18 protein-coding genes are annotated in these 22,138 nt (G+C 54.8%); 5 read left to right on the forward strand and 13 right to left on the reverse strand.

Going from position 1 to position 22,138, the window contains the following annotated elements; translation table 11 throughout:
• Positions 1–76: 76 nt before the first annotated feature.
• A complete protein-coding gene (locus ACMYSK_RS01480; RefSeq protein ID WP_434639663.1) occupies positions 77–1,834 on the reverse strand; it encodes a DEAD/DEAH box helicase in 1,758 nt (585 codons plus the stop codon).
• A gap of 147 nt (positions 1,835–1,981) precedes the next feature.
• On the opposite strand from ACMYSK_RS01480, the gene rsuA reads away from it, so the two are divergent.
• From rsuA to ACMYSK_RS01495, 3 genes are all read left to right on the forward strand, one after another.
• Positions 1,982–2,701 (forward strand): 16S rRNA pseudouridine(516) synthase RsuA, encoded by a 720-nt coding sequence (rsuA, locus tag ACMYSK_RS01485; protein ID WP_434639664.1) that lies wholly within the window; start codon positions 1,982–1,984, stop codon positions 2,699–2,701.
• Positions 2,698–3,894, forward strand: a complete 1,197-nt coding sequence (locus ACMYSK_RS01490; RefSeq protein ID WP_434639666.1) for a Bcr/CflA family multidrug efflux MFS transporter — start codon at positions 2,698–2,700, stop codon at positions 3,892–3,894. Before rsuA ends, ACMYSK_RS01490 begins: the two co-directional genes overlap by 4 nt.
• A gap of 332 nt (positions 3,895–4,226) precedes the next feature.
• On the forward strand, positions 4,227–4,571 hold the full coding sequence (locus tag ACMYSK_RS01495) for a YejG family protein (protein WP_434639668.1): 345 nt from the start codon (positions 4,227–4,229) through the stop codon (positions 4,569–4,571).
• Between the two features lie 3 nt (positions 4,572–4,574).
• On the opposite strand, the gene yejF is transcribed toward ACMYSK_RS01495, so the two are convergent.
• From yejF to ACMYSK_RS01540, 9 genes are all read right to left on the reverse strand, one after another.
• Positions 4,575–6,164 carry a microcin C ABC transporter ATP-binding protein YejF gene (yejF, locus tag ACMYSK_RS01500; protein WP_434639670.1) on the reverse strand — a complete coding sequence of 530 codons (1,590 nt, stop codon included), beginning with the start codon at positions 6,162–6,164 and terminating at the stop codon, positions 4,575–4,577.
• A 1-nt stretch (position 6,165) separates the two neighbouring features.
• Positions 6,166–7,191: a microcin C ABC transporter permease gene (locus ACMYSK_RS01505; protein WP_434639672.1), complete on the reverse strand. Its 1,026-nt coding sequence runs from the start codon at positions 7,189–7,191 to the stop codon at positions 6,166–6,168.
• On the reverse strand, positions 7,191–8,285 hold the full coding sequence (locus tag ACMYSK_RS01510; protein ID WP_434639673.1) for a microcin C ABC transporter permease YejB: 1,095 nt from the start codon (positions 8,283–8,285) through the stop codon (positions 7,191–7,193). The genes ACMYSK_RS01505 and ACMYSK_RS01510 overlap by 1 nt, the downstream gene beginning before the upstream one ends.
• 9 nt (positions 8,286–8,294) lie before the next feature.
• Positions 8,295–10,100 (reverse strand): extracellular solute-binding protein, encoded by a 1,806-nt coding sequence (locus ACMYSK_RS01515; RefSeq protein ID WP_434639675.1) that lies wholly within the window; start codon positions 10,098–10,100, stop codon positions 8,295–8,297.
• Positions 10,101–10,142: 42 nt separating this feature from the next.
• A complete protein-coding gene (locus ACMYSK_RS01520) occupies positions 10,143–11,708 on the reverse strand; it encodes a cyclic di-GMP phosphodiesterase (protein ID WP_434639677.1) in 1,566 nt (521 codons plus the stop codon).
• Positions 11,709–11,892: 184 nt separating this feature from the next.
• On the reverse strand, positions 11,893–12,465 hold the full coding sequence (gene mepS / locus ACMYSK_RS01525; protein WP_434639679.1) for a bifunctional murein DD-endopeptidase/murein LD-carboxypeptidase: 573 nt from the start codon (positions 12,463–12,465) through the stop codon (positions 11,893–11,895).
• 426 nt (positions 12,466–12,891) lie between these two features.
• A complete protein-coding gene (locus ACMYSK_RS01530; protein ID WP_434639681.1) occupies positions 12,892–13,599 on the reverse strand; it encodes a phosphatase PAP2 family protein in 708 nt (235 codons plus the stop codon).
• Between the two features lie 42 nt (positions 13,600–13,641).
• A complete protein-coding gene (locus ACMYSK_RS01535; protein ID WP_434639682.1) occupies positions 13,642–14,619 on the reverse strand; it encodes a CobW family GTP-binding protein in 978 nt (325 codons plus the stop codon).
• A gap of 121 nt (positions 14,620–14,740) precedes the next feature.
• A complete protein-coding gene (locus ACMYSK_RS01540) occupies positions 14,741–16,207 on the reverse strand; it encodes a mannitol dehydrogenase family protein (protein ID WP_434639683.1) in 1,467 nt (488 codons plus the stop codon).
• A 206-nt stretch (positions 16,208–16,413) separates the two neighbouring features.
• Here ACMYSK_RS01540 and uxuA point away from each other — a divergent pair, with 206 nt between their 5' ends.
• Positions 16,414–17,604: a mannonate dehydratase gene (gene uxuA, locus ACMYSK_RS01545; RefSeq protein ID WP_434639685.1), complete on the forward strand. Its 1,191-nt coding sequence runs from the start codon at positions 16,414–16,416 to the stop codon at positions 17,602–17,604.
• A 109-nt stretch (positions 17,605–17,713) separates the two neighbouring features.
• Here the strand turns inward: uxuA and yeiP are convergent, their stop codons facing one another.
• Entirely contained in the window at positions 17,714–18,286 is a 573-nt protein-coding gene (gene yeiP / locus ACMYSK_RS01550) for an elongation factor P-like protein YeiP (protein ID WP_039079953.1), read from the reverse strand.
• Between the two features lie 149 nt (positions 18,287–18,435).
• Here yeiP and ACMYSK_RS01555 point away from each other — a divergent pair, with 149 nt between their 5' ends.
• Complete coding sequence (locus tag ACMYSK_RS01555; RefSeq protein WP_434639687.1) at positions 18,436–18,690, forward strand: YkgJ family cysteine cluster protein; 255 nt, start codon at positions 18,436–18,438, stop codon at positions 18,688–18,690.
• An 89-nt stretch (positions 18,691–18,779) separates the two neighbouring features.
• Here ACMYSK_RS01555 and betA read toward each other — a convergent pair whose 3' ends face one another.
• Positions 18,780–20,468 carry a choline dehydrogenase gene (gene betA, locus ACMYSK_RS01560; RefSeq protein ID WP_434639689.1) on the reverse strand — a complete coding sequence of 563 codons (1,689 nt, stop codon included), beginning with the start codon at positions 20,466–20,468 and terminating at the stop codon, positions 18,780–18,782.
• A 36-nt stretch (positions 20,469–20,504) separates the two neighbouring features.
• The gene (locus tag ACMYSK_RS01565) at positions 20,505–22,013 is read right to left on the reverse strand and encodes a purine-cytosine permease family protein (protein ID WP_434639690.1); all 1,509 of its coding nucleotides are present in this window, start codon (positions 22,011–22,013) and stop codon (positions 20,505–20,507) included.
• Between the last annotated feature and the right edge of the window lie 125 nt (positions 22,014–22,138).

Below are 22,138 nucleotides of genomic sequence, written 5' to 3' on the forward strand. Positions count from 1 at the left end.
TTGCGAATGCAAAAGCGGGCGGCATTATATCCACCAATGGCGCTAACGGCAATGAAAACCTCAGTCGCAGGGGCGATTAACGCAGTTCATTGGCCCGGCGAAAACGTCCCTGATAGTCGAAGATTTTTTCCCTTACCTGCCAGTATTGTCCTTTCATGCGCGCGACGACAAAGTCCGGGTGGCGCAGCAGCGGCAGCTGGGCAACAATATCGGCAGGGGTTATCCAGCGCAGCGGAACACCCGGCGTACGGGTATGCGGGCGGATAAACAGCTGCTCAAACGCGGTTCGCTGGGCGGGTGTCTGCAGGCGGAAGCGCTCGCTGACATCGGCACCATCCTCGTCGTAATAGGTAATTTTCAGCCACGGGCCTTTGTCATCGGCCCCGTGCTGCAAATCCATGCCGCTACAGCGTAGCACCAGCGCGTCTTTAAGCTTCAGCGCCGCCTTCAGCATATCATCAGGGTCGACCAGAATCGTGTCGCACTCGCGGCAGCGGCGGGCGGCGATATCATTTTCCGCATTGCACTGCGGGCAGTTTTTAAAACGAAAGCGGAAATCGCACTGTTCACGATGGCCGTCGTCATCTTCAAACCAGCCCTGGCAGCGACGGCCAAAATGTTCAATCAATGTGCCATCGGCGGTCGTCTTGCCCCAGAACGTATTGGCGAAGCCGCAGGCCGGGCAGAATACCTGTACCGGCACGTTATCGCTCTTGCCCTTCGGCGCGCCGACCTCTGGTGCATAGAGATCGTGAGAATTTCCGGCATAGTCAAGAATCAGGCAATCTGTTTTGCCCGGCGCGAGGCGCAGGCCGCGGCCAACAATTTGCTGATACAGGCTGACGGATTCGGTAGGGCGCAGGATAGCGATCAGATCGACATGCGGGGCATCAAACCCGGTGGTGAGGACCGCCACGTTAACCAGATAGCGATACTGCTGCGCCTTAAAGGCGTCGATGATGCGATCGCGCTGGGGACCCGGTGTTTCACCGGTAATGAGCTCCGCGTCGCCCGCGGGCAGCAGGCCGGTAATTTCCCGCGCGTGCTCTACCGTGGAGGCGAAAATCATCACCCCTTTACGCGTCTGGGCGAATTCAACGATCTGGCTAATAATATGCGGCGTAATGCGCTGCTGCTTTTTTAGCTCAAGGTTCAGGTCGGATTCACTAAACAGACCGTTGCTCTGGGGCTGAAGGCGGCTGAAATCGTACTGTACCACTGGCATATCCAGCCGTTCCGGGGGCGTCAGATACCCGTGCTTAATCATATAGCGCAGCGGCAGTTCGTAAATACAGTCGCGAAACAGCGCCTTTTCGTCGCCGCGAACCATGCCATGGTAATGAAACTGGTAGATCCAGCCCTTGCCGAGGCGGAACGGGGTGGCGGTCAGCCCAAGCAACCGCAGCTGCGGGTTAACCTGCTGTAAATGGCTGATAATCTGCTGATACTGGCTGTCGTCGTCATCGCTGATGCGATGGCACTCATCGATAATCAGCAGTGAAAACTCAGCCTGAAACTGTTCAAGGTTACGGGCTACCGACTGCACGCTGCCAAAGACGACTTTGCCGTGGCTCTCTTTGCGTTTCAGGCCAGCTGCGAAGATATCCGCCTCCAGCCCAAGCGCACAATATTTGGCGTGGTTTTGCGCAACCAGCTCCTTGACGTGGGCCAGCACCAGTACGCGACCGCGCGCCAGGCGCGCCAGTTCGGCGATGACAAGGCTTTTGCCGGCGCCGGTGGGCAGGACAATCGCGGCAGGTTCATGATGGCGGCGAAACCAGGCGAGCGTGGCGTCAACGGCCTCTTTTTGATAGGGGCGTAATGTAAAAGTCATGGATATACTGGCGTTAATTAACTCGCAAATAGTATGCCACGAATCTTTTCCCTTGAGTGGCGTTAAGAGCCCGTTATACTAGCCAGTGAACTTCTTCTTTTTCGGGTGTTTGCCCGCTCCAGCATTATTACAGGCTAAAAAAATCTCATGCGACTTGATAAGTTTATCGCTCAGCAACTTGGCGTCAGTAGGGCTATTGCCGGACGTGAAATCCGCAGCAGCCGCGTTCTCGTGGACGGCGACATCGTCAAAGATGCTTCGTTTAAGCTCCAGCCAGAGCACGACGTGGAGTATGACGGCAATACGCTGACCCAGCAGAACGGCCCGCGCTACTTTATGCTCAACAAGCCGCAGGGTTACGTATGCTCCACGGACGATCCGGATCATCCGACGGTTCTCTATTTCCTGGATGTCCCGGTGGCGCACAAGCTGCATGCCGCAGGCCGACTGGATATCGACACGACCGGTCTGGTACTGATGACCGATGACGGGCAGTGGTCGCACCGGATTACCTCTCCGCGTCACCACTGTGAGAAAACCTATCTGGTGACGCTGGAAAACCCGGTGGATGAGCAAACTGCCGGACAGTTTGCTAACGGCGTTCAGCTGCACAATGAAAAAGAGTTAACGAAACCTGCGCGCCTTGAAGTGCTGACGCCGACGGTAGTTCGCCTGACGATCAGCGAAGGGCGCTATCATCAGGTGAAACGCATGTTCGCGGCGGTGGGTAACCACGTGGTTGGCCTGCATCGTGAACGTATTGGCGACATTATGCTGGATGAATCTCTGGAGCCCGGCGAGTATCGCCCGCTGACGGAAGACGAGATTGCCAGCGTTGGCCTCCAGCATGCACGGAGTAAAACGTGACGGCAAAGCAGAATTCTTCACTGGGGATTGTGTTTATTCTTGGCCTGCTGGCCATGTTGATGCCATTGTCGATTGATATGTATCTTCCGGCGCTGCCGGTGATCTCGGCGCAGTTTAATGTGCCGGACGGCAGTGCGCAGATGACGCTCAGTACCTATATTCTGGGCTTCGCTTTCGGTCAGCTACTGTATGGCCCGATGGCGGACAGCATTGGCCGTAAGCCGGTTATCCTCGGGGGAACGCTGATTTTTGCGGCGGCTGCGGTGGCCTGCGCGCTATCGCAGACCATCGAGATGCTGATTACCATGCGTTTCTTCCACGGCCTGGCGGCCGCGGCCGCGAGCGTGGTCATCAACGCCCTGATGCGCGACATCTATCCGAAAGAAGAGTTTTCGCGAATGATGTCGTTTGTCATGCTGGTCACTACTATCGCGCCGCTGGTTGCGCCGATGGTGGGCGGTGCCGTGCTGGTGTGGTTCAGCTGGCACGCGATCTTCTGGATTCTCGCGCTGGCAGCACTGTTGGCCTCTGCGATGATCGCTTTTTTCATCAGCGAAACGCTGCCGGTTGAACGGCGGCAAAAATTTCGCATGCGCACCACGCTCGGTAACTTCGCGACCTTGTTCCGTCATAAGCGGGTGCTGAGCTATATGCTGGCGAGCGGCTTCAGCTTTGCCGGGATGTTCTCATTTCTGAGCGCCGGGCCGTTTGTTTACATCAATATTAACCACGTTTCGCCGCAGCACTTTGGCTACTATTTTGCGCTGAACATTGTCTTCTTGTTCATCATGACCATTATTAACAGCCGCTTTGTCCGGCGGGTCGGGGCGCTGAATATGTTCCGCGCCGGGCTGTGGATTCAGTTTGTGATGGCGGTATGGATGGTGGTCTGTGCGCTGCTGGATGTTGGATTCTGGGCGCTGGTAGTCGGCGTTGCGGCATTTGTCGGCTGCGTATCAATGGTCTCCTCCAACGCGATGGCGGTGATTCTGGATGAGTTTCCGCATATGGCAGGCACCGCCTCTTCCCTGGCGGGGACGTTCCGCTTTGGCATCGGGGCGGTTATTGGCGCGCTACTGTCAATGGCCACTTTTACCACCGCCTGGCCGATGCTTATTTCGATCGCCTTTTGCGCCAGCAGCTCCATTCTGTTCTACCTCTACGCCAGTCGGCGGCGAAAAATCATTCAGTAAAATTCCTTCCAGAGGGGCGATTTCCGCCCCTTTTTTGATGCACATCAACCGCGATGGGCTTCATGGTTCTGTAATTTGTTTCTTTTATGTAAAATCAATTAGTGTAAAAAGTCGCATTGTTGCGATAAAAAAGTTGTTTTGGATCACAGAAACGGGTACATATAGCCCCGATCTGTTTCCGTAGCGAAACTATAAAGTTCTGGATTATAAGTCGTTAACCCTGGCGCGATGCGGGTGTAAACGTTTTCTATGCTGATGCAGGACTATTTGTCAACAGTGTGTTAATATTGATGTAAATTTATTGTGAAGCATTTTGCTTCCGGGGAAACTAAGTGAATACACAGCAACTCTCTATCGTACACCGTCTGCCGCAGAGCTATCGCTGGCTGGCCGGTTTTGCGGGTTCAAGAGTTGAACCGATTCCGCAAAACGGCGTACAGGGTGAAAATAGCCTCGTGGCGCTGAAGCTGCTCAGCCCGGATGGTGAGAAAGCATGGCCGGTTATGCATAAGCTCAGCCAGGCGCTCAGCGACATCGAAGTCGATAGTTCTATCGTTGAGTGTGAGGGTGAACCGTGCCTGTTCGTTAATCTGCAGGACGAGTTTGCGGCAACCTGTCGACTGAAAAACTTTGGCGTGGCGATTGCCGAACCTTTCTCTGGTCACAACCCATTCTGACCGTCAGCCCAGCGCCAGAAGCTGACGGGTATACTCCTGCTGTGGAGCGGTAAACACGCGCTCGCACTCTCCCTGTTCGACGACTTCCCCCTGTCGTAGCACCATCACCTGATGACATAACGTTCGCACCACGCGTAAATCATGGCTGATAAAAATATAGGCCAGCCGGTGTTTTTGCTGTAACGCTTTCAGCAGGGTCAGAATTTGCGCCTGTACCGTCTTGTCCAGCGATGACGTGGGTTCATCAAGCACGATGAGCTGAGGCTTCACAATCAGCGCCCTGGCAATCGCAATACGCTGGCGCTGGCCGCCGGAAAACTCGGCAGGATAGCGATGGCGCGTTTGCGGGTCCAGCCCCACCTCCTGCATCACCTGTATCACCGCCTGTTCACGCTCAGCCGGCGTTAACGTTGGCTGGTGAACACGCAGCCCTTCCTCAATAATCTGCAACACGTTCAGCCGGGGATTCAGCGATGAATTGGGGTCCTGGAAGACTATCTGCATCCGCTGGCGCAGCGGTAGCATTTGCCGACGACTCCGTCCCTGTAACGCTTCACCCGCAAAAGCGATTGCCCCCGCGGAGGCAATCAGGCGCAACAGCGCCAGCCCGGTGGTGCTTTTTCCCGAACCGGATTCGCCCACCAGACCCAGCGTTTCGCCCGCGCGCAGCTGGAAATTCAGCGCATTGACCACCCGATTATGATCGACCACCCGGCGAAGGATCCCTTTGCGAATCGGGAAGGCGACGCTCAGATCGGCAGCCTTAAGCAGCAGCGGAGCATCGGCGGGCAGCGGTACCGGGCTACCGGAGGGCTCGCTGTCCAGCAGACGACGGGTATAAGGGTGTTCAGGGGCTGCGAAAAGCGTGCGACAGTCGTTTTGCTCGACGCAGCGACCGTTTTGCATCACCGCCACGCGATCGGCGAGCCGGCGGACAATGCTTAAGTTATGGGTAATAAACAGTAGCCCCATATTCAGCTCGTTTTTCAGCTCGCGGAGCAGTTGCAGGATGTGTGCCTGTACGGTGACATCCAGTGCGGTAGTCGGTTCGTCGGCAATCAGCAGCTCTGGGCGGGTAAGCAGCGCCATAGCAATCATGATGCGCTGGCGCTCGCCGCCGGAGAACTGATGCGGGTAGTCCGCCAACCGGCGCACCGCCTGACGGATACCGACCCGCTCCAGGCAGTTAAGCATCTCGCCGCGAGCGGCCTCTTTGCGCATGCCTCGATGTAAAGACAGCACTTCATAGAGCTGCTTTTCGAGGGTATGCAGGGGATTGAGCGAGACCATCGGTTCCTGAAAAATCATCGCGATACGGTTACCGCGCACTTTACTCAGCGTGCGCTCATCGGCATGAAGCAGCGACTGGCCGTGAAAGCGGATGTCTCCGCCAGGGTAACTGACCGGCGGCGAGGGCAGCAGGCGCAGCACCGAGAGCGCGGTGACGCTTTTACCAGAGCCGGATTCACCCACCAGCGCCAGGGTTTCGCCGGCGGCAATGTGCAGGGACAGCGCGTTAACGACGGTGTGCGTTTTCCCCTGCTGACCAAAGGCGATGGAGAGGTTGTCTATCTCTAACAGAGGTTGCGTCATGTCATATCGCCTTAGCGGGATCGAAGGCGTCGCGTACCGCTTCACCAATGAAAATTAACAGCGATAGCAGTACGGCGACCGATAAAAAGGCGGCGATGCCCAGCCACGGCGCCTGCAGATTGTTTTTCCCCTGCAGCAGCAGTTCACCCAGCGAGGGGGAGCCTAACGGCAGGCCGAAGCCGAGAAAATCCAGTGAAGTCAGGGTGGTAATTGAACTGCACAGAATAAACGGCAAGAACGTCAGGGTCGCGACCATGGCGTTGGGCAGCATATGGCGGAAAATAATATGGCGGTCGTTGACCCCCAGCGCCTGGGCGGCGCGAATGTAGTCATAGTTGCGGGTACGCAGGAATTCCGCGCGTACCACCCCGACCAGTGCCATCCAGCCGAACAATACGGTAATCACCAGCAGCCACCAGAAGCCTGGCTGGACGACGCTTGAGAGCAAGATAATCAGAAACAGAGTTGGCATGCCTGACCACACTTCGATAAATCGCTGTCCCCACAGGTCAATCTTACCGCCGTAGTAACCCTGAACCGCCCCCGCCAGCACGCCCAGCACGCTGGAGAAAAAGGTCAGCAGCAGGCCAAACAGAATCGATATCCGCGTGCCGTATAAAATACGGGCCAGCACATCACCGCCGTTGGCGTCGGAACCCAGCCAGTTTTTCGTTGACGGCGGTGAAGGGAAGGGCGTTTGGGTGGCGAAGTCAATGGTGGTAGCGCCAAAACGGATCGGCGCCCACAGCACCCAGCCGTTATCATCCAGCTGCTTTTGCAGCCACGGATCCTGGTAGTCGGCGGCGGTAGCAAACGGACCGCCAAACGTTGTCTCGCTGTAATTTTTCAACGCCGGAACGTACAGGCTGCCGCGATACTGCACCAGCAGCGGTCGGTCGTTGGCAATCAGTTCGGCGCACAGGCTGGCCACGAAAAGAATCAGAAACAGCCATAGCGACAGGTAGCCGCGGCGATTGTGGCGAAAGCGCGCCCAGCGGGCCTGATTAACGGGACTCATAAAAGACATCAGCGGCCCTCAAAATCGATACGGGGATCGACCAGCGTGTAGCAGATATCGCTGACAATATTCAGCAGCAGGCCGATCAGCGTAAAAATATACAACGTGCCGAACATGACCGGGTAATCACGGGAAACGGTGGCTTCATAACCCAACAGCCCCAGGCCGTTGAGAGAAAACATCACCTCAATCAGCAGCGATCCGGTGAAAAACATACTGATAAACATCGCCGGGAAACCGGCTATCACCAGCAGCATGGCATTGCGGAATACGTGGCCCCACAAAATTTGCTTTTCGCTTACCCCTTTGGCGCGGGCGGTCACGACGTACTGCTTACGGATCTCATCAAGAAAACTGTTTTTAGTCAGCATCGTAAGCGCGGCAAAGCCACCAATGACCGTCGCCAGCACCGGCAGCGTAATATGCCAGAGGTAGTCGAGGACCTTCTGATACCACGTCAGGCTATCGAAGTTGGCCGACACCAGCCCGCGCAGTGGAAACAGATCCAGATAGCTGCCTCCGGCAAAGAGAACGATCAGGATAATGGCGAACAGGAAGGCCGGGATGGCGTAGCCAATAATCATCAGCGTACTGCTCCAGGTATCGAACTGGCTGCCGTTATTGACGGCTTTGCGGATGCCGAGCGGTATCGAAACCAGATAGATAATCAGGGTGCTCCAGAGCCCCAGGGTGATGGAGACCGGCATGCTGTTTTTGATCAACTGCAAGACCGACGCGCTGCGGAAAAGGCTGTCGCCAAAATCGAAGCGTAGATAATCCCCGAGCATTTTCAGATAGCGCTCGTGGAGCGGCTTATCAAACCCGTAGCGGTGGGTTATCTCGGCAATCACCTCCGGATCGAGACCGCGCCCACCGCGATAATGACCTTCGCTGATGTTACCAACGCCGGTACGCGCATGGCTGGCGGCCATGCCGCTTTCTCCGGCGCCCGGCAAGCCGCCGCGATTGCCAAATTCAATGGCGGCAATCGCCTGATCGACCGGGCCGCCCGGGGCAATCTGGACAATAAAAAAGTTGATCGTAATGATCGCCCACAGCGTGGGGATTATCAGCAACAACCGGCGGAACAGGTATGCGCCCATCGTGATTCCTTACCGTCTGTCCGCGGGCAATTTTGCCGCTTTGTTCACGTCATACCACCAGGTATCAAAACCGGATGAGTAAACAGGGCGGATTGATGGGAAGGAGAATTTATCCCAGTAGGCCGTTCTGTCCTGTGCCATATACCACATCGGCAGCATGTAATAGTTCCAGGTGAGCACCCGGTCTAACGCGCGACCCAGAGGCAGTAGCTTTTGCTTGTTACCCTGCCAGCGGATGATCTGCGCGATCAGGTTGTCTACCACCGGGCTTTGAACTCCCGGAGCGTTATAGCTGGAGTGAATATACGACGACGACCAGGCAATTTGCAGGTCAGTTCCTGGCCACGGCGTTGCACGCCAGACGATGGGCATCATGTCGTAATCCCGGCTGCGTCGACGGTTACTGTACTGCGAATTATCGACCTGACGAATATCCATCGTAATGCCGAGGCGCTGGAGATGATGCTGGAACGGCAGTACCCAGCGATCGTTGCCCCCGGAGGGCAGCAGCAGTTCAAAGCGCAGCGGCTTACCGGTGACGGCGTTGACCCGGCGCTGGTTTTTCAGCACCCAGCCCGCTTGATTAAGCAGCGCATCTGCCTGCAGCAGATTTGCCCGGTCAAAGCCATCACCGCCGGAGCGCGGTGGTTGGTAAACGGCGGTGAAAACCTCCGGCGGCAGCTCGTTTTTCATCGGCGTCAGCAGCGCGAGCTCTGCTGCATCAGGCGCCTGTCGCGCGGCATATTCGGTATTCTGGAAATAGCTGTCAGCCCGGCTGTATGAGCCATAGAACAGCGCCTTATTCATCCATTCGAAATCGAAGGCAAGGGTAATGGCTTCCCGGACCCGGCGGTCGTTAAACACCGGTCGCTGGATGTTAAATGCCAGCCATTGGGTATCCTGCGCCGAAGTATTCTGGTACTCATCTTTGACGATATAGCCATGGGTAAAATTACGTCCGACGTAGCGAGTCGCCCAGTTCTTGGCTATCGTCTCTTCTCGCCGGTCTACGGCGCCGGCCTTAAAGGCTTCAAAGGCAACATTATCATCCAGATAATAGTCGTAGCGCAGAGTGTCGAAATTCCAGCGCCCGCGGTTCACCGGCAGGTCTGCCGCCCAATAGTCTTTAACCCGTGAATAGATAATGTACTGGCCCATTCGCCAGTCGGTAATCCGATAGGGGCCGCTGGCCAGCGGCGGGGTGGAGAGCGGGTCGCTGAGCTTATGGTTGCGCCAGAATGCCTCCGGCATCACCGGCAGGGAGAGCAGGCTCAGCATATTCTCTTTACCGGGCTGCGCCAGCGTGATGCGTACGGTAAGCGGCGCAACGGCCTCGACGGTCGTCCCCTTGTAGAACAAACGGAACTGCGGCACCCCTTCGGTCATAAATTTATGGAACGTGAAGGCGACGTCGCTGGCGGTAATCGGGCTGCCATCATGGAAGCGCGCGCGTGGATTGAGGGTTATCTCCATCCACGAGAAATCATCGGCGTAGCGCGTGCGCTCGGCAATGAGGGGATAATAACTGCCCGGTTCGTCATCGGAGGTGGTGAACAACGTGTCGTACAGGGCGTCGGTACGGACTCCCGGGTTACCGCGTAGCGCATAGCGATTGAAGTTGTCGAAGGTGCCAATGGTGGCGATGACGATCCCCCCGCCTTTCGGGGCCTGGGGATTGGCATAATCGAAATGGTCAAAGCCGACGCGGTATTTCGTTTCGCCAATGATGGCAAAGGTGCTGCTTTCTTGAATACTTTGCGCCTGACTATTCAGGCTCAGTAAGGTCAGCAATAGCAGGCCGAGGCGCGCAAACATAGCCAGGTGAGCTCCTCTGTGGGCAGGCATCATAAAGGACCGTTACCGGGCGGAAAAATAGTGAGCCGGTTCGTCATGTGCCGCGATCAGCGTTTCCAGCGGCAGCGGACGGCTCAGCCAGTAGCCCTGCAGGTAGTCTACGCCGTGTTTGCGTAGCCATTCCGCCTGTTCTGGTGTTTCAACGCCTTCTGCAACGGTCATCAGCTTCAGGCGATGGCTGAGCGTTAGCACCGCGTCGAGCACCGGAGAGGTGACGGTTTCGGTCCCGATGGCCTGCACAAAGCCGCGATCGATCTTAAGATAGTCAAAGTTATAGCGCTCCAGGTAGATAAGCGCGCTATGTCCGGTACCAAAATCGTCAATCGCAATTTCAAACCCCTGCTCGTGCAGCCAGTCGAAGATAGCCAGCGATTTGTTTTTGTCGATCATCGCGCGCTCGGTAATTTCGAGAACCAGGTTGAAGTGGCCACTCGGCATGGCGGCGGCGAACTGCTGAAGGTCATGCTGAAAACTGTCAGCATGCAGATGGGCCGGCGAGATATTCAGACCTAGCTTGCTGCCAGCGGGCAGAATTTTTTGTAGGGCCGGTGCATCGCGGGCAATCAGAGACAATAGATGATGAGTGAGCGGCACGATCATTTGCTGGGTTTCGGCCAGGTTAATAAACACGTCGGGGGGGATTTCACCGGCCACCGGATGTCGCCAGCGCATCAGGACTTCGATACCGCTAATACGCAGGGTATCGGATTTGACTACCGGCTGATAGACAACATAGAACTGATGGTTCTTTATCCCCTGCAGGATAGCTTTACGCGGGTCAGATTTTAGCGCCAGCACGTAGTAGCCGATCAGCCCGCCCAGCAGGCCGCACACCACCCCCAGCAGCAGCGCAAACTGCGTATTCTCCGACAGCCAGCTGTTGGCATAAAGATACACCTTCAGCGGCACGCCTTTGATTTGTAACTGGCGAATGGGTTCGGAGGGCATGCTTTGCAGGTCAACGAGGCTGTTAGTCAGGGTGGAAAGGGCGGTATCGTTGACGACCAGCGCAATACTGCTGAAATCGTTCTGCCGGGCGGAGTAGAGAATATAGGGCGTCAGGTTGGTATTGATTGAGACAAAAATCCCATCATCGCCGTCGCCGTGCGGGTTGCGTACCCACATAGCCAAAGCCGCGCTCTTGGGCATCATTGGCGTCCCGGGCAGGAGCCGCATATCGACCGTTTTGCGTGTATCAAGATGTGGGATGAGACGTATCAGCGGAGTATTCATTGGGCCAGTGGCGGAGGAGCAAAAGACGACACCATTTTTCACCAGCAAAAACGCGCGCACGTTCGGACTAAAGGCCGCCCTTGCGGTCAGACCTGACGCAATGTTTTCACATTGCTGATCGACCAGCGGTTGCAGATCGGCGATGGTTTTATCAAGGTCGCGAAAGTAATCAGTCAGGTAAATGTTGACGTTGTCGATGATGCTGTCAAAGCGTTCAGACCGGCTGTGGTAAATTGCCATAAACTGAATGCTACCGGCCAGCAGGGCGACGATCACTCCGATGAGTATGCTGGTCAGCCAAATATTACGCCGGGGGGACAGATAACGGGTAAGCATAGGCTATAGTCGGTCCGTGTTAATGAGTCGCGCCAATGGATTGATAGAAAACGTTTTCTCTATCTCCACTACAAGACATAGCTTATATTGCGGCATTCATATGTAAATAGACAAAAAAAAACACTGCCGCAGCAGTGTTTTTTTGTTCCTGATGTCAGCCAAGGGAAACCGACAGCAGGAAGGATTACGAGCGGCTCAGAACTCGTCGCGCTTCGTTATAGCGCTTTTTCCAGTACGGCTCGTTCATGCTGGAGATGGTCACACCACTGCTGGTGGAAGCATGGACGAACTGATCGTTGCCGATATAAATACCGACGTGGCGACCGGTGGAACCTGCACGGAACAGCACTAAGTCACCGGTACGCAGTTGAGAGCGTGAAATGGACTTGCCGGAATCCTGCTGCTCAGACGTTGAGCGCGGCAGTTCCAGGCCAAACTGTTCACGGAAGGTACGCTGCACGAATGCAGAACAATCAATCCCTTTCCGGGTGCTGCCGCCGAGGCGGTAACGCACGCCTTTCCAGCTAGCATACTGGTCCATCAAACGAGACTTAACGTCCAGATTGTTGACCATTTTTTCAAATTCATCCTGAGAGGCTTGCAGTGATGATAAATCGCCACTACCCACAGCATGCGTCTCAGAATGCATATTCTTTGCGGTACTACTTGTCGAACTACAGGCAGAAAGCAAAACTGCCACTGCAATCGCGGGTACAACCCGCAAGATATATCTCAAAATCGGCTGAGATTTGACCATGTTGTTTGTTTTCCCTTGTTGTCCTTAACGACAATGTCGTTATAAAAAATGCCAAACGTGTTAGAGCCTAAATACCTACCGGCAATGAGACAAATCCTTAAACCTAAATTTGTGGGATACCGCACAAATTTATTTTTGAGCCAGATTGACGTTGCTGGAAAGGCAAAACGAGAACGAGGTTACCCTATCAACCGTGGGATGGCGAGCGGTTTTGCGAGATTTCTTATAAGAATTTGTACGTCTAAAAGTGAATCATCGGGAAAGCGTAAAATAGCGTCATTTATGGGTGAAAAATACGCAATTTGTTCATTTGTAAGATGATTAATGTGACAGGAGTATGACCTGGACGATAAAAATATAGACAAATATAAAAAGGGACCGAGAACGATCCCTTATGGGTACGGTTAATAATATGTAATGAGGCGATTAATTTTTACCCATATCGCCCGGAAGCGATCGACTAAACCAGGCAATTAACGTGTCGCTTAATGGCGTCAACAATACCCAGGGGATGCCAATGAGCACCGCGGTTAATGAACCAACGGCAATATCGGTAAACCAGTGCGCACCAATCATGACCCGTGGGAAGGCGAAAACAACAAAAATGGCCAACGCAATAGCAAATGCCCGACGGCCAAAATAGCGCCACATGAAGGTTGCAAAAATCAGCAGCATCATCCCGTGGTCGCCTGGAAAACTGTCTTTTGAGGCATCTTTGGTCGGGAAAGAGACGACATCGCTCACCTTAACAATCTCGCTAAATGAGAGTGAAGGACTGGCGCGTTTAACCGGCATCAGATGCTGTGCCAGCTGATTAATCACTACCGCGAAGAGCAGCATGACCAGGCCGATAATAACGATTCGACGACGGCCGGCGCTTTGTTCTTTCAGCCAGAAGCTCAACATCAGGCAGCCCATCGCCAGCAAAGAGCAGGCATCGAAAGCGCGGTTATTGATGATGGCTAACAGCCAGGCGTAGGCATGACTCTTGCCCACGCCGTGGTTAAAGAAGTGGAAAATGGCGGAATCCAGCGGCAGCCAGAATCCATGATCCGTGGGCAAATACCACGAAAAAAAGAGTGCAAAACCCGCGGCGTTAAGCAGCAGGATCAGAGGAATTCGGTTTTTAATCATAGCGGTTGCGAGTTGTGTCAAACGGCGGGAAACATACCCGCCTTAGTTTAAACGAAGTTTCAACAAAGAGGCTTGTAGCGCATTCCAGTCCGCCTCGGATTCCGTGATCAGCTCAATGCGGCTGTCAGGAGGCGCAACGTTTTGGGTTTCAATATGCAGATCAAGCCCCTGGCGATTGATACGTACCAGGCCTTCCGCAATACGCATCACGCCTTTTACGCGGGCAACTGGCGCCAGGCGAGCCCACTCAAGCAGGCCGATGGTATCAAATGTCGTATCGGCATCAAAAATCCAGCCGCAGGCCTGGTAGCCCTGGCCGCTGTTCAGGCTCCGACGCCAGCGCTGGTGGTCCGGCAGACTGAGGGCGGCCAGGCCTTTTTTCTGCCCGTGACTATGAGCATGCCCGGCACTGTCCGGCAGTGGGGCAAAATTAAGGCGCGGTAAGTCCAGCAGCGCCGGGTCGATGTTCCCTTGCGTTGCCGTGACGTGCAGACGTTCCCCGGCATGTTCCTGCCACCAGGCGCTAAAGGCCTGTTCGCTTTCAACCGTCATTCTGTCCGCTTTATTACTAACAATGACGTCGGCAGCAGCCAGCTGATCGCGAAAGTTGTCATTCGCCATCACTTTACTGTCCAGCAGCTGGCGTGGGTCCAGCACGCACAGCGTAGCGCGCAGATCGATCCACGGTTCGTAGACGGCGGCGGTCAGAATATCGAGAATTTGTTTGGGATGGCCGAGCCCGGTAGGCTCAATCAACAGACGATCCGGTTTTCCCTGGCGCAACAGGGTATTCAACCCAACCTGCATCGGCAGGCCGTTGACACAGCACATGCAGCCGCCGGGGATCTCTTTGAGCAGCGCGCCGCTATCGGCCAGCAAAGCACCGTCGATACCGACTTCGCCAAACTCATTAACCAGTACGGCCCATTTTTCATCTGCAGGCTTATGGGCCAGCAGATGAAGAATCGAGGTCGTTTTACCGCTGCCGAGAAACCCCGTGATCAAGTTTGTTTTGGTCACATTTTCTCCAGGAAACAAATGTAATGTTGTAACAGTTGTGACTATCCTGACGAAAAAAAGGGGAAAAGAGAAGGGTTACGGCGGACAGAAAAGACATCTGTCCGCTAAAAAGCAGAAATTGTTAAATCTCCGGTACGTTGGCGATGGCCTGGCGGGCCCCCACGGCACAAAGCTGATCCCAGGCCGCGGTAACATTGGCTACAAACTGCGCATTGTGCGGGAGATCGCGACCAAAGATTTCTTCCAGTGAAAGCAGGGCTGCGACGCGTTCTTCTTCGCGGCTGCCGGCAACCAGGGCCTGAATCTTCTCACTCAGCGGATCGCGGATATCGATGACATTGCCGGCATCGTCTGTGCCGCTGACGTAGCGCATCCAGCCCGCAACGCCGAGCGCCAGCAGCGGCCAGCGGCTTCCGCGTTCAAGATGTACGCGAATGCCGTCAAGCATGCGTTGAGGAAGCTTTTGGCTGCCGTCCATGGCTATTTGCCAGGTGCGGTGTTTTAACGCCGGATTGCTAAAACGCGCGATCAGGCTGTCGGCATATTGCGGCAGATCGACGCCTTCGATGGTGAGCGTGGGGGCCTGTTCATCGAGCATCAGCCGCCGGGCAGCACTGCGCAGAATCTCATCCTGCATGCAGTCGCTGATATGCGCATTGCCGGCAAGGTAGCCGAGATATGCCAGGAAGGAGTGGCTGCCGTTGAGCATCCGCAGCTTCATCTGCTCCCAAGGCAGCACATTATCGGTCATCTGGACGCCGGCCGTTTCCCATGCCGGGCGGCCTGCCACGAAATTATCTTCAATCACCCATTGAATAAAGGGTTCGCAGCTGATGGCGCAGGGGTCTTCCACGCCAAGTGCGGCGCTGATTTCAGCCAGCGACTCATCGGTGGCGGCCGGTACGATACGGTCAACCATGGTGCCTGGAAAACTGACGTGTTCGGCAATCCACTGTGCCAGTTCAGGATCGCGTTTTTCCGCCATACCCAGCACGGCATTTTTAACCACGTGACCGTTGTCAGGAATATTATCGCAGGAGAGCACGGTAAACGGCGGCAGGCCGCGTGCGCGGCGGCGAGCCAGGGCCTCGACCAGAATGCCCGGCACCGACTGCGGCAGCGCCGGGTTTTCCAGATCGTGAATGATGCGCGGCTGGGTCAGATCCAGTGAGCCGGTTGCAGGGTCGATGCAGTAGCCTTTCTCGGTGATGGTGAGCGAGACAATGGCCACCTGCGGTTCGCAAAATTTTTCGATGATCGCGGGAAGAGAGTCCAGCTTTGCATTCAGACATTCGTGGACGGCGCCAACGACAATCGGCTGGTTACCCTGCGCGCCTTTTTCCAGCACGGTGAACAGGTGGTCCTGCTGACGAAGCTGGCTCATCAGCCGGTCGCCGCTGAACAGACTGATTTCGCAGATCCCCCAGTCTCCGCCGCGGGTATTCAGCACCCGATCGGTCAACAGGGCCTGGTGTGCGCGATGAAACGCGCCGAAGCCAAAGTGCACGATACGCGAACGCAGCTGGCGGCGATCGTACTGAGGAAGCTGCACGCCTTCTGGCAGCGTAGCGGTAGCAATAGTTGTCATTCTTCACACACCTGATTAACCAATGTTTAACAATGCCAGTGTAAAGTTATATGACAGCAAATTAAATTGGTGAGCCGTATTTATACGCTTAGTGTGAGCTGGATCAATCAATCTGGCGGGATAAATTGATCCTTCACGGGAAGCCTGTATGGTAGTCATCATTGATGTTCGCATTATTGGTATAACAACTTTGAGAGGGCATAGCGATGGAACAAACCTGGCGTTGGTATGGACCGAACGATCCGGTATCGCTTGATGATGTACGGCAGGCAGGCGCGACGGGCGTAGTCACCGCACTGCACCATATTCCCAACGGTCAAATCTGGCCTGTTGAAGAAATTAAACAACGTCAGGCGTTGCTGGCAGAAAAAGGGCTGACGTGGTCGGTCGTTGAAAGCATTCCGGTGCATGAAGAGATCAAGACCCATAGCGGGCAGTGTGCGACCTGGATTGCCAACTATCAGCAAAGCATCCGTAACCTGGCAGCCTGCGGGATTGACACCGTTTGCTACAACTTCATGCCGATTCTCGACTGGACGCGTACCGATCTGGAATACCTGTTGCCGGACGGTTCGAAGGCATTACGTTTCGATCAAATCGCCTTCGCGGCGTTTGAGCTGCATATCCTGAAGCGTCCCGGCGCCGAGGCAGATTACAGCGAAGAAGAGCAGCGCCAGGCGCAGGCCTGTTTCACGGCGATGAGCGAAGCGGACATTGATAAGCTGACTCGCAACATCATCGCGGGTTTGCCGGGGGCAGAAGAGGGCTATACCCTCGACCAGTTCCGCGCACGCCTGGCGGAATATGACCAGATTAATAAAGCCCAGCTGCGTGACAATATGGCCGTCTTCCTGCGCGCTATCGTGCCGGTATGTGAAGAAGTGGGCGTGCGCCTGGCGGTTCACCCGGACGATCCGCCGCGCCCAATCCTCGGCCTGCCGCGAATCGTTTCGACTATCGAAGATATGCAGTGGCTGAAAGAGACCGTAGATAGCATAAACAACGGCTTTACGATGTGTACCGGTTCTTACGGCGTGCGTGCCGATAACGACCTGGTGAAAATGGTGGAAACGTTCGGTGACCGGATTCACTTCACCCATCTGCGTTCCACCTGTCGTGAAGAGAACCCAAAAACGTTCCACGAAGCGGCGCACCTGACCGGCGACGTTAATATGGTGGCGGTGGTCGATGCGATTCTGAACGAAGAGCTGCGCCGTAAGCATTCGGGCGATCTGCGTCCGATTCCGTTCCGTCCGGACCATGGTCACCAGATGCTGGACGATCTGCGTAAAAAAACCAACCCGGGATATTCGGCGATCGGTCGTCTGAAAGGGATGGCGGAAGTGCGCGGCGTGGAGCTGGCGCTGAAGATGACGAAGTATCCTGAACTGCTGTAAATTTGGCGGTGAGAACGTAAAAAGGACAGCCTGGGGCTGTCCTTTTTTGTTTTCTTGCGCTGCACGCTATGGATAAGGCGTTTTCAGCCTTATCCAGCATCAAGCGTTATTAGTCTGCGCGGCCCATATAGCGGCTTTCTTCGATATGGATACGAATCTTCTCGCCGGTGGTCAGATATTCCGGAACCTGAATCACCAGACCGGTGCTCATGGTCGCTGGTTTGGTACGGGAGCTGGCCGATGCGCCTTTAATGCCCGGTGCAGTTTCAACGATCTCCAGGTCCACGGTCTGTGGCAGTTCCAGCGCCAGCAGCTGGCCATCCCAGGTCAGAACCTGCATGTCAGGCATGCCACCTTCCGGGATAAACAGCAGCTCTTCTTCAATCTGCTCTTTGGTAAAGGTGTATGGCGTGTAATCTTCTTTATCCATAAATACGTACTCGTTGCCGTCAACATAGGAGAAGTCAACGAAACGGCGGGTCAGCGTCACGGTATCAACGATATCGTCGCCCTTGAAGCGCTCTTCCACTTTCAGGCCGGTACGCACATCAGAGAAACGCATTTTGTACAGCGTTGCTGCGCCACGGGCGCTCGGTGACTGAATATCAATATTTTTTACAATCAGCAGCTTGCCGTTGTAATTCAGCACCATACCTTTTTTAATTTCATTCGCTCTTGGCATTGCAGTAATCCTGTCACTTAACGATTCAAAAAATATCGCGTAAAACTACTCGTGCCGCGCCTTTCAGGCAAGCGGAATTCGCGAGTTTTGCTATCTCTGGGCAAAACGTTTAGGCTGAGCCGTGAACCGCAATATCAAGAGAGTCATGTATGGAATGTCGTATCGATTGCGGTGCCTGCTGTATTGCCCCTTCTATTTCATCCCCGATCCCAGGAATGCCTAACGGCAAGCCCGCTAACACGCGCTGTATCCAGCTTTCAGACAATAATCTGTGCAACATCTTTACGTCGCCGCTCAGACCGAAAGTGTGCGCGAGCCTGCAGCCGGTTCTGGAGATGTGTTCGACGAATCGTGATGCGGCTATGACCTATCTTATCCAACTGGAGTCCAGTACAGCACCATAAGTATTTGTCGTACATCTATCCAGCCCGCCTCACAAGAATGGACAATGCCACCACCATCCCTGGCGGCGGCTTGCCTGCAACAAACGGTCTCAGACGGCAACGTCGCGACGAGGGATGCTGGTACGCTGTTGAATTTCCCAGTTGGCGGCAAGGCCGACTTGCACATCAGACGGTGCCAGCATCGCACGGCCACGAATCAAATCCGCCGCGCGTTCTGCCAGCATAATCGTCGGTGCGTTCAGGTTGCCGTTAGGTTCGGTCGGGAACACCGATGAATCCACTACCCGCACACCTTGCAGGCCATGAACACGCAGTTCAGAATCGACCACCGCAAGGCTGTCTTCACCCATCTTGCAAGAACCACACGGGTGCATGGTACTTTCCATATTGGCACGCACAAAAGCATCGATCTCTGCGTCTGTTTTCACATTCGGACCAGGGGCCAGTTCCTCTCCACGGAAGCTGTCCATTGCTTGCTGGCCAATTACCTCACGCGTCAGGCGCACACACCGGCGGAAGCCTTCACGGTCTTCTTCGCGCTCCAGATAGTTAAAACGGATTTCCGGATGCTGATACGGGTCGGCGGAACGGACACGCACATAGCCGCGGCTTTTGGGTTTATTGGGGCCAGTCAGCACCATAAAACCGTGCCCTTTGAACGGTTTGTCGCCGTCATAGCGCATTGCCGCAGGCAGGAAGTGGAACTGGATATCCGGCCAGCGTAACCCTTTAGCTGAGCGGATAAACCCGCCGGCTTCAAAATGGTTGCTTGCCCCTAAACCGTCTTTGAACAATAACCAGCGCAGGCCAATCATTGCCTTAGAGAACAGCCCCATTTTACTGTTGAGTGACACCGGCTCTTTACATTCGAACTGGATGTAAATTTCGGCGTGATCTTGCAAGTTTTCCCCCACGCCGGGTAAGTCGTGTTTCACCTCAATGCCAGCTTTACGCAGCACGTTGGCCGGGCCGATACCGGAACGCTGAAGCAGGTGAGGGGAACCGATAGGACCAGAGGAGACTATCACCTCACGGGCGCAGTGCACGATGTGGACGACCCCGTTTTGCTCATATTCAACCCCCACCACACGCTTGCCTTCGAGCACCAGTTTACGGCTCATGGCATTGGTGATGACGCTCAGGTTTGGACGTTCCATTGCCGGGCGCAAATAGGCGTTTGCCGTCGACCAGCGCACGCCATTTTTGACCGTCATATGCATGGCGCCAAAACCTTCTTGCATATAGCCGTTGGTATCTTCGGTTTTTATGTAACCTGCCTGTGCGCCTGCTTCTACCCAGGCCCCATACAGTGGGTTTTGCATATTGTTGCCGTTGTTGGTGCTAAGCGGACCTTCTGAGCCCCGGTAGTCATCACCACCAAACTTGAAGTTCTCCGCTTTACGGAAATACGGCAAACAGTTGCGGTAACCCCAGTTTTTCGCCCCTAATGACTCCCATTCATCGAAGTCATAAGCATGTCCGCGGATGTAAACCAGGCCGTTTATTGACGACGACCCACCCAGCACTTTGCCGCGAGGGCAGTGCAGGCGGCGGCCATCCAGATACGGCTCGGGTTCGGTTTCATAGTGCCAGTTATATTTTTTGGTGTTCATCGGTAGCGAGAACGCGCTCGGCATTTGAATGATGATGCTCTTATCACTCCCGCCGAATTCAATTACCAATACCTTGACGCCAGGGTCTTCCGTCAGACGGTTTGCCAGTACACAGCCTGCGGACCCGGCACCGACGATGATGTAATCATATCGTTTGGTAGACATAATATTTTTGCTCCATTTTGGTTCTGGACAATCGTCTCAGGCTCGTTTTTTCGTCCCGGTGGTGTACTCCGGCATATTGGCTTCGATATGTGCAATGACCGTCTCTTCATGATGCAAATTGAGCGAGCGGCAGGCTATGTAGTAGGTGATGCTTGAGACAATAAGCCCGACAAGCCACGCCAAATCTACACTGCCCATCGCCCTGGCAATCGGGCCGATGAACACTTCCCGGCTACCATCGAAGATGCAGAAGAAGGGGATCATCGCCACAAAGCCGACAAAGTAAGACAGCAAGCCGCGCGCCCCCCAACGGCCATAAATGTTGTCGTGCGGCAAGAAGAAATGTGGAATGGCATAGCGGCCACGGCGCACGAAGAAATAGTCGGTAAGGTTGACCGCCGTCCACGGCACCAGAAAGTAAAGCATCACCACCAGGTAGATGTTGAGTACCGACAAACCAGATCCCGAGTTGTAGATGCTCATCGCCACGCCCAGTTGCAAAAACACCACGAAGATAATCGCCACCACGCGTGCTTTAGCCGTCGGTTCTATCTTCTTAAAGGAGTCAACACTGGTGATGGTGGTGAGTTTGGCGCTGTAGATGTTCATCGCGATAACGGGTAGGAAAGCCAGTATAGTGATGGCGACCACTACCGTACCCAGATGCGGCGCGAAGCCCGCACCCACCGCGTTAAGGGCGACCAGCACATTGGTGGCCTGCAGATGGGCCGCCAACCAGCCACCGACCGAAATCATCCATGCACCCGACAGCGATGCCCCTAAAAACACCGCTGCGATGAGCTTGCCACTAGAGGTATTTTTCGGCAGGTAGCGTGAATAATCAGAAACATACGGTGCATAGGCAATGTTATAACTGGCTGCTGCCGCAAACTGGGCAATAAAACCGGTCCAGTTAAAGCCTAACCGCGATCCCTGAACGGCTCCTTCTATCGCTGGCGCGTCATGCACCCAGCCCATCAGCACCGCAAGGGTGACCAGACCGTACAACGGCAGCGACAAATACAGTGACCATTTAAAGGTTTTGTGCATCCAGTCGTGGCCGAGAATAGCCAGAATGGTGGCAGGCACCGTTACTGCGAGTGCGACTTGTATCGGGTCCCAACTGAACAGGGCTTTTAGCCCCTGCATCATCAGCACCAGGTTGACAATATTAAAGCCTGCAAACACAAACAGCGTGGCAATTAATACCAGCACTACCCCCCGGTAACCAAACTGGGCGCGTGACTGAATCATCTGCGGCAGCCCGAGATGCGGCCCTTGTGAACCATGGAAGGCCATGAACAATGTGCCGAACATGATACCCAGCGTTCCGCCGATGGTGGTCCAAATCGAATCAAGCCCGACACTCGGCCCGACAAAGCCTATGGTCATGGTAAAGAAGGTAAAGTTGCCGACAAACCAGAAAGGCCCCTGGCTTGAGAGTTTATCGGTGCGTTCATGTTCTGGCACAAAATCTATTGAGCGTCCTTCGATAGTGCTTTGCTCGCTGTAGCTCCCTTTCGCGGCTGTAGATTGAGTTTGCATGGTGTACCCCATGAGCAAAAAGGGTGAAGCAATAAAATTTATCAAGCCAGCCACTGGCCTGTTCGTGTTCATTTCGCAACGGTTCCCCAGGCGAGCAGCATCATGCTGAAAGCCTGGGCGGGCGT

The sequence above is a fragment of the Klebsiella sp. I138 genome (assembly GCF_051131765.1).
Classification (GTDB): Bacteria; Pseudomonadota; Gammaproteobacteria; order Enterobacterales; family Enterobacteriaceae; genus Klebsiella.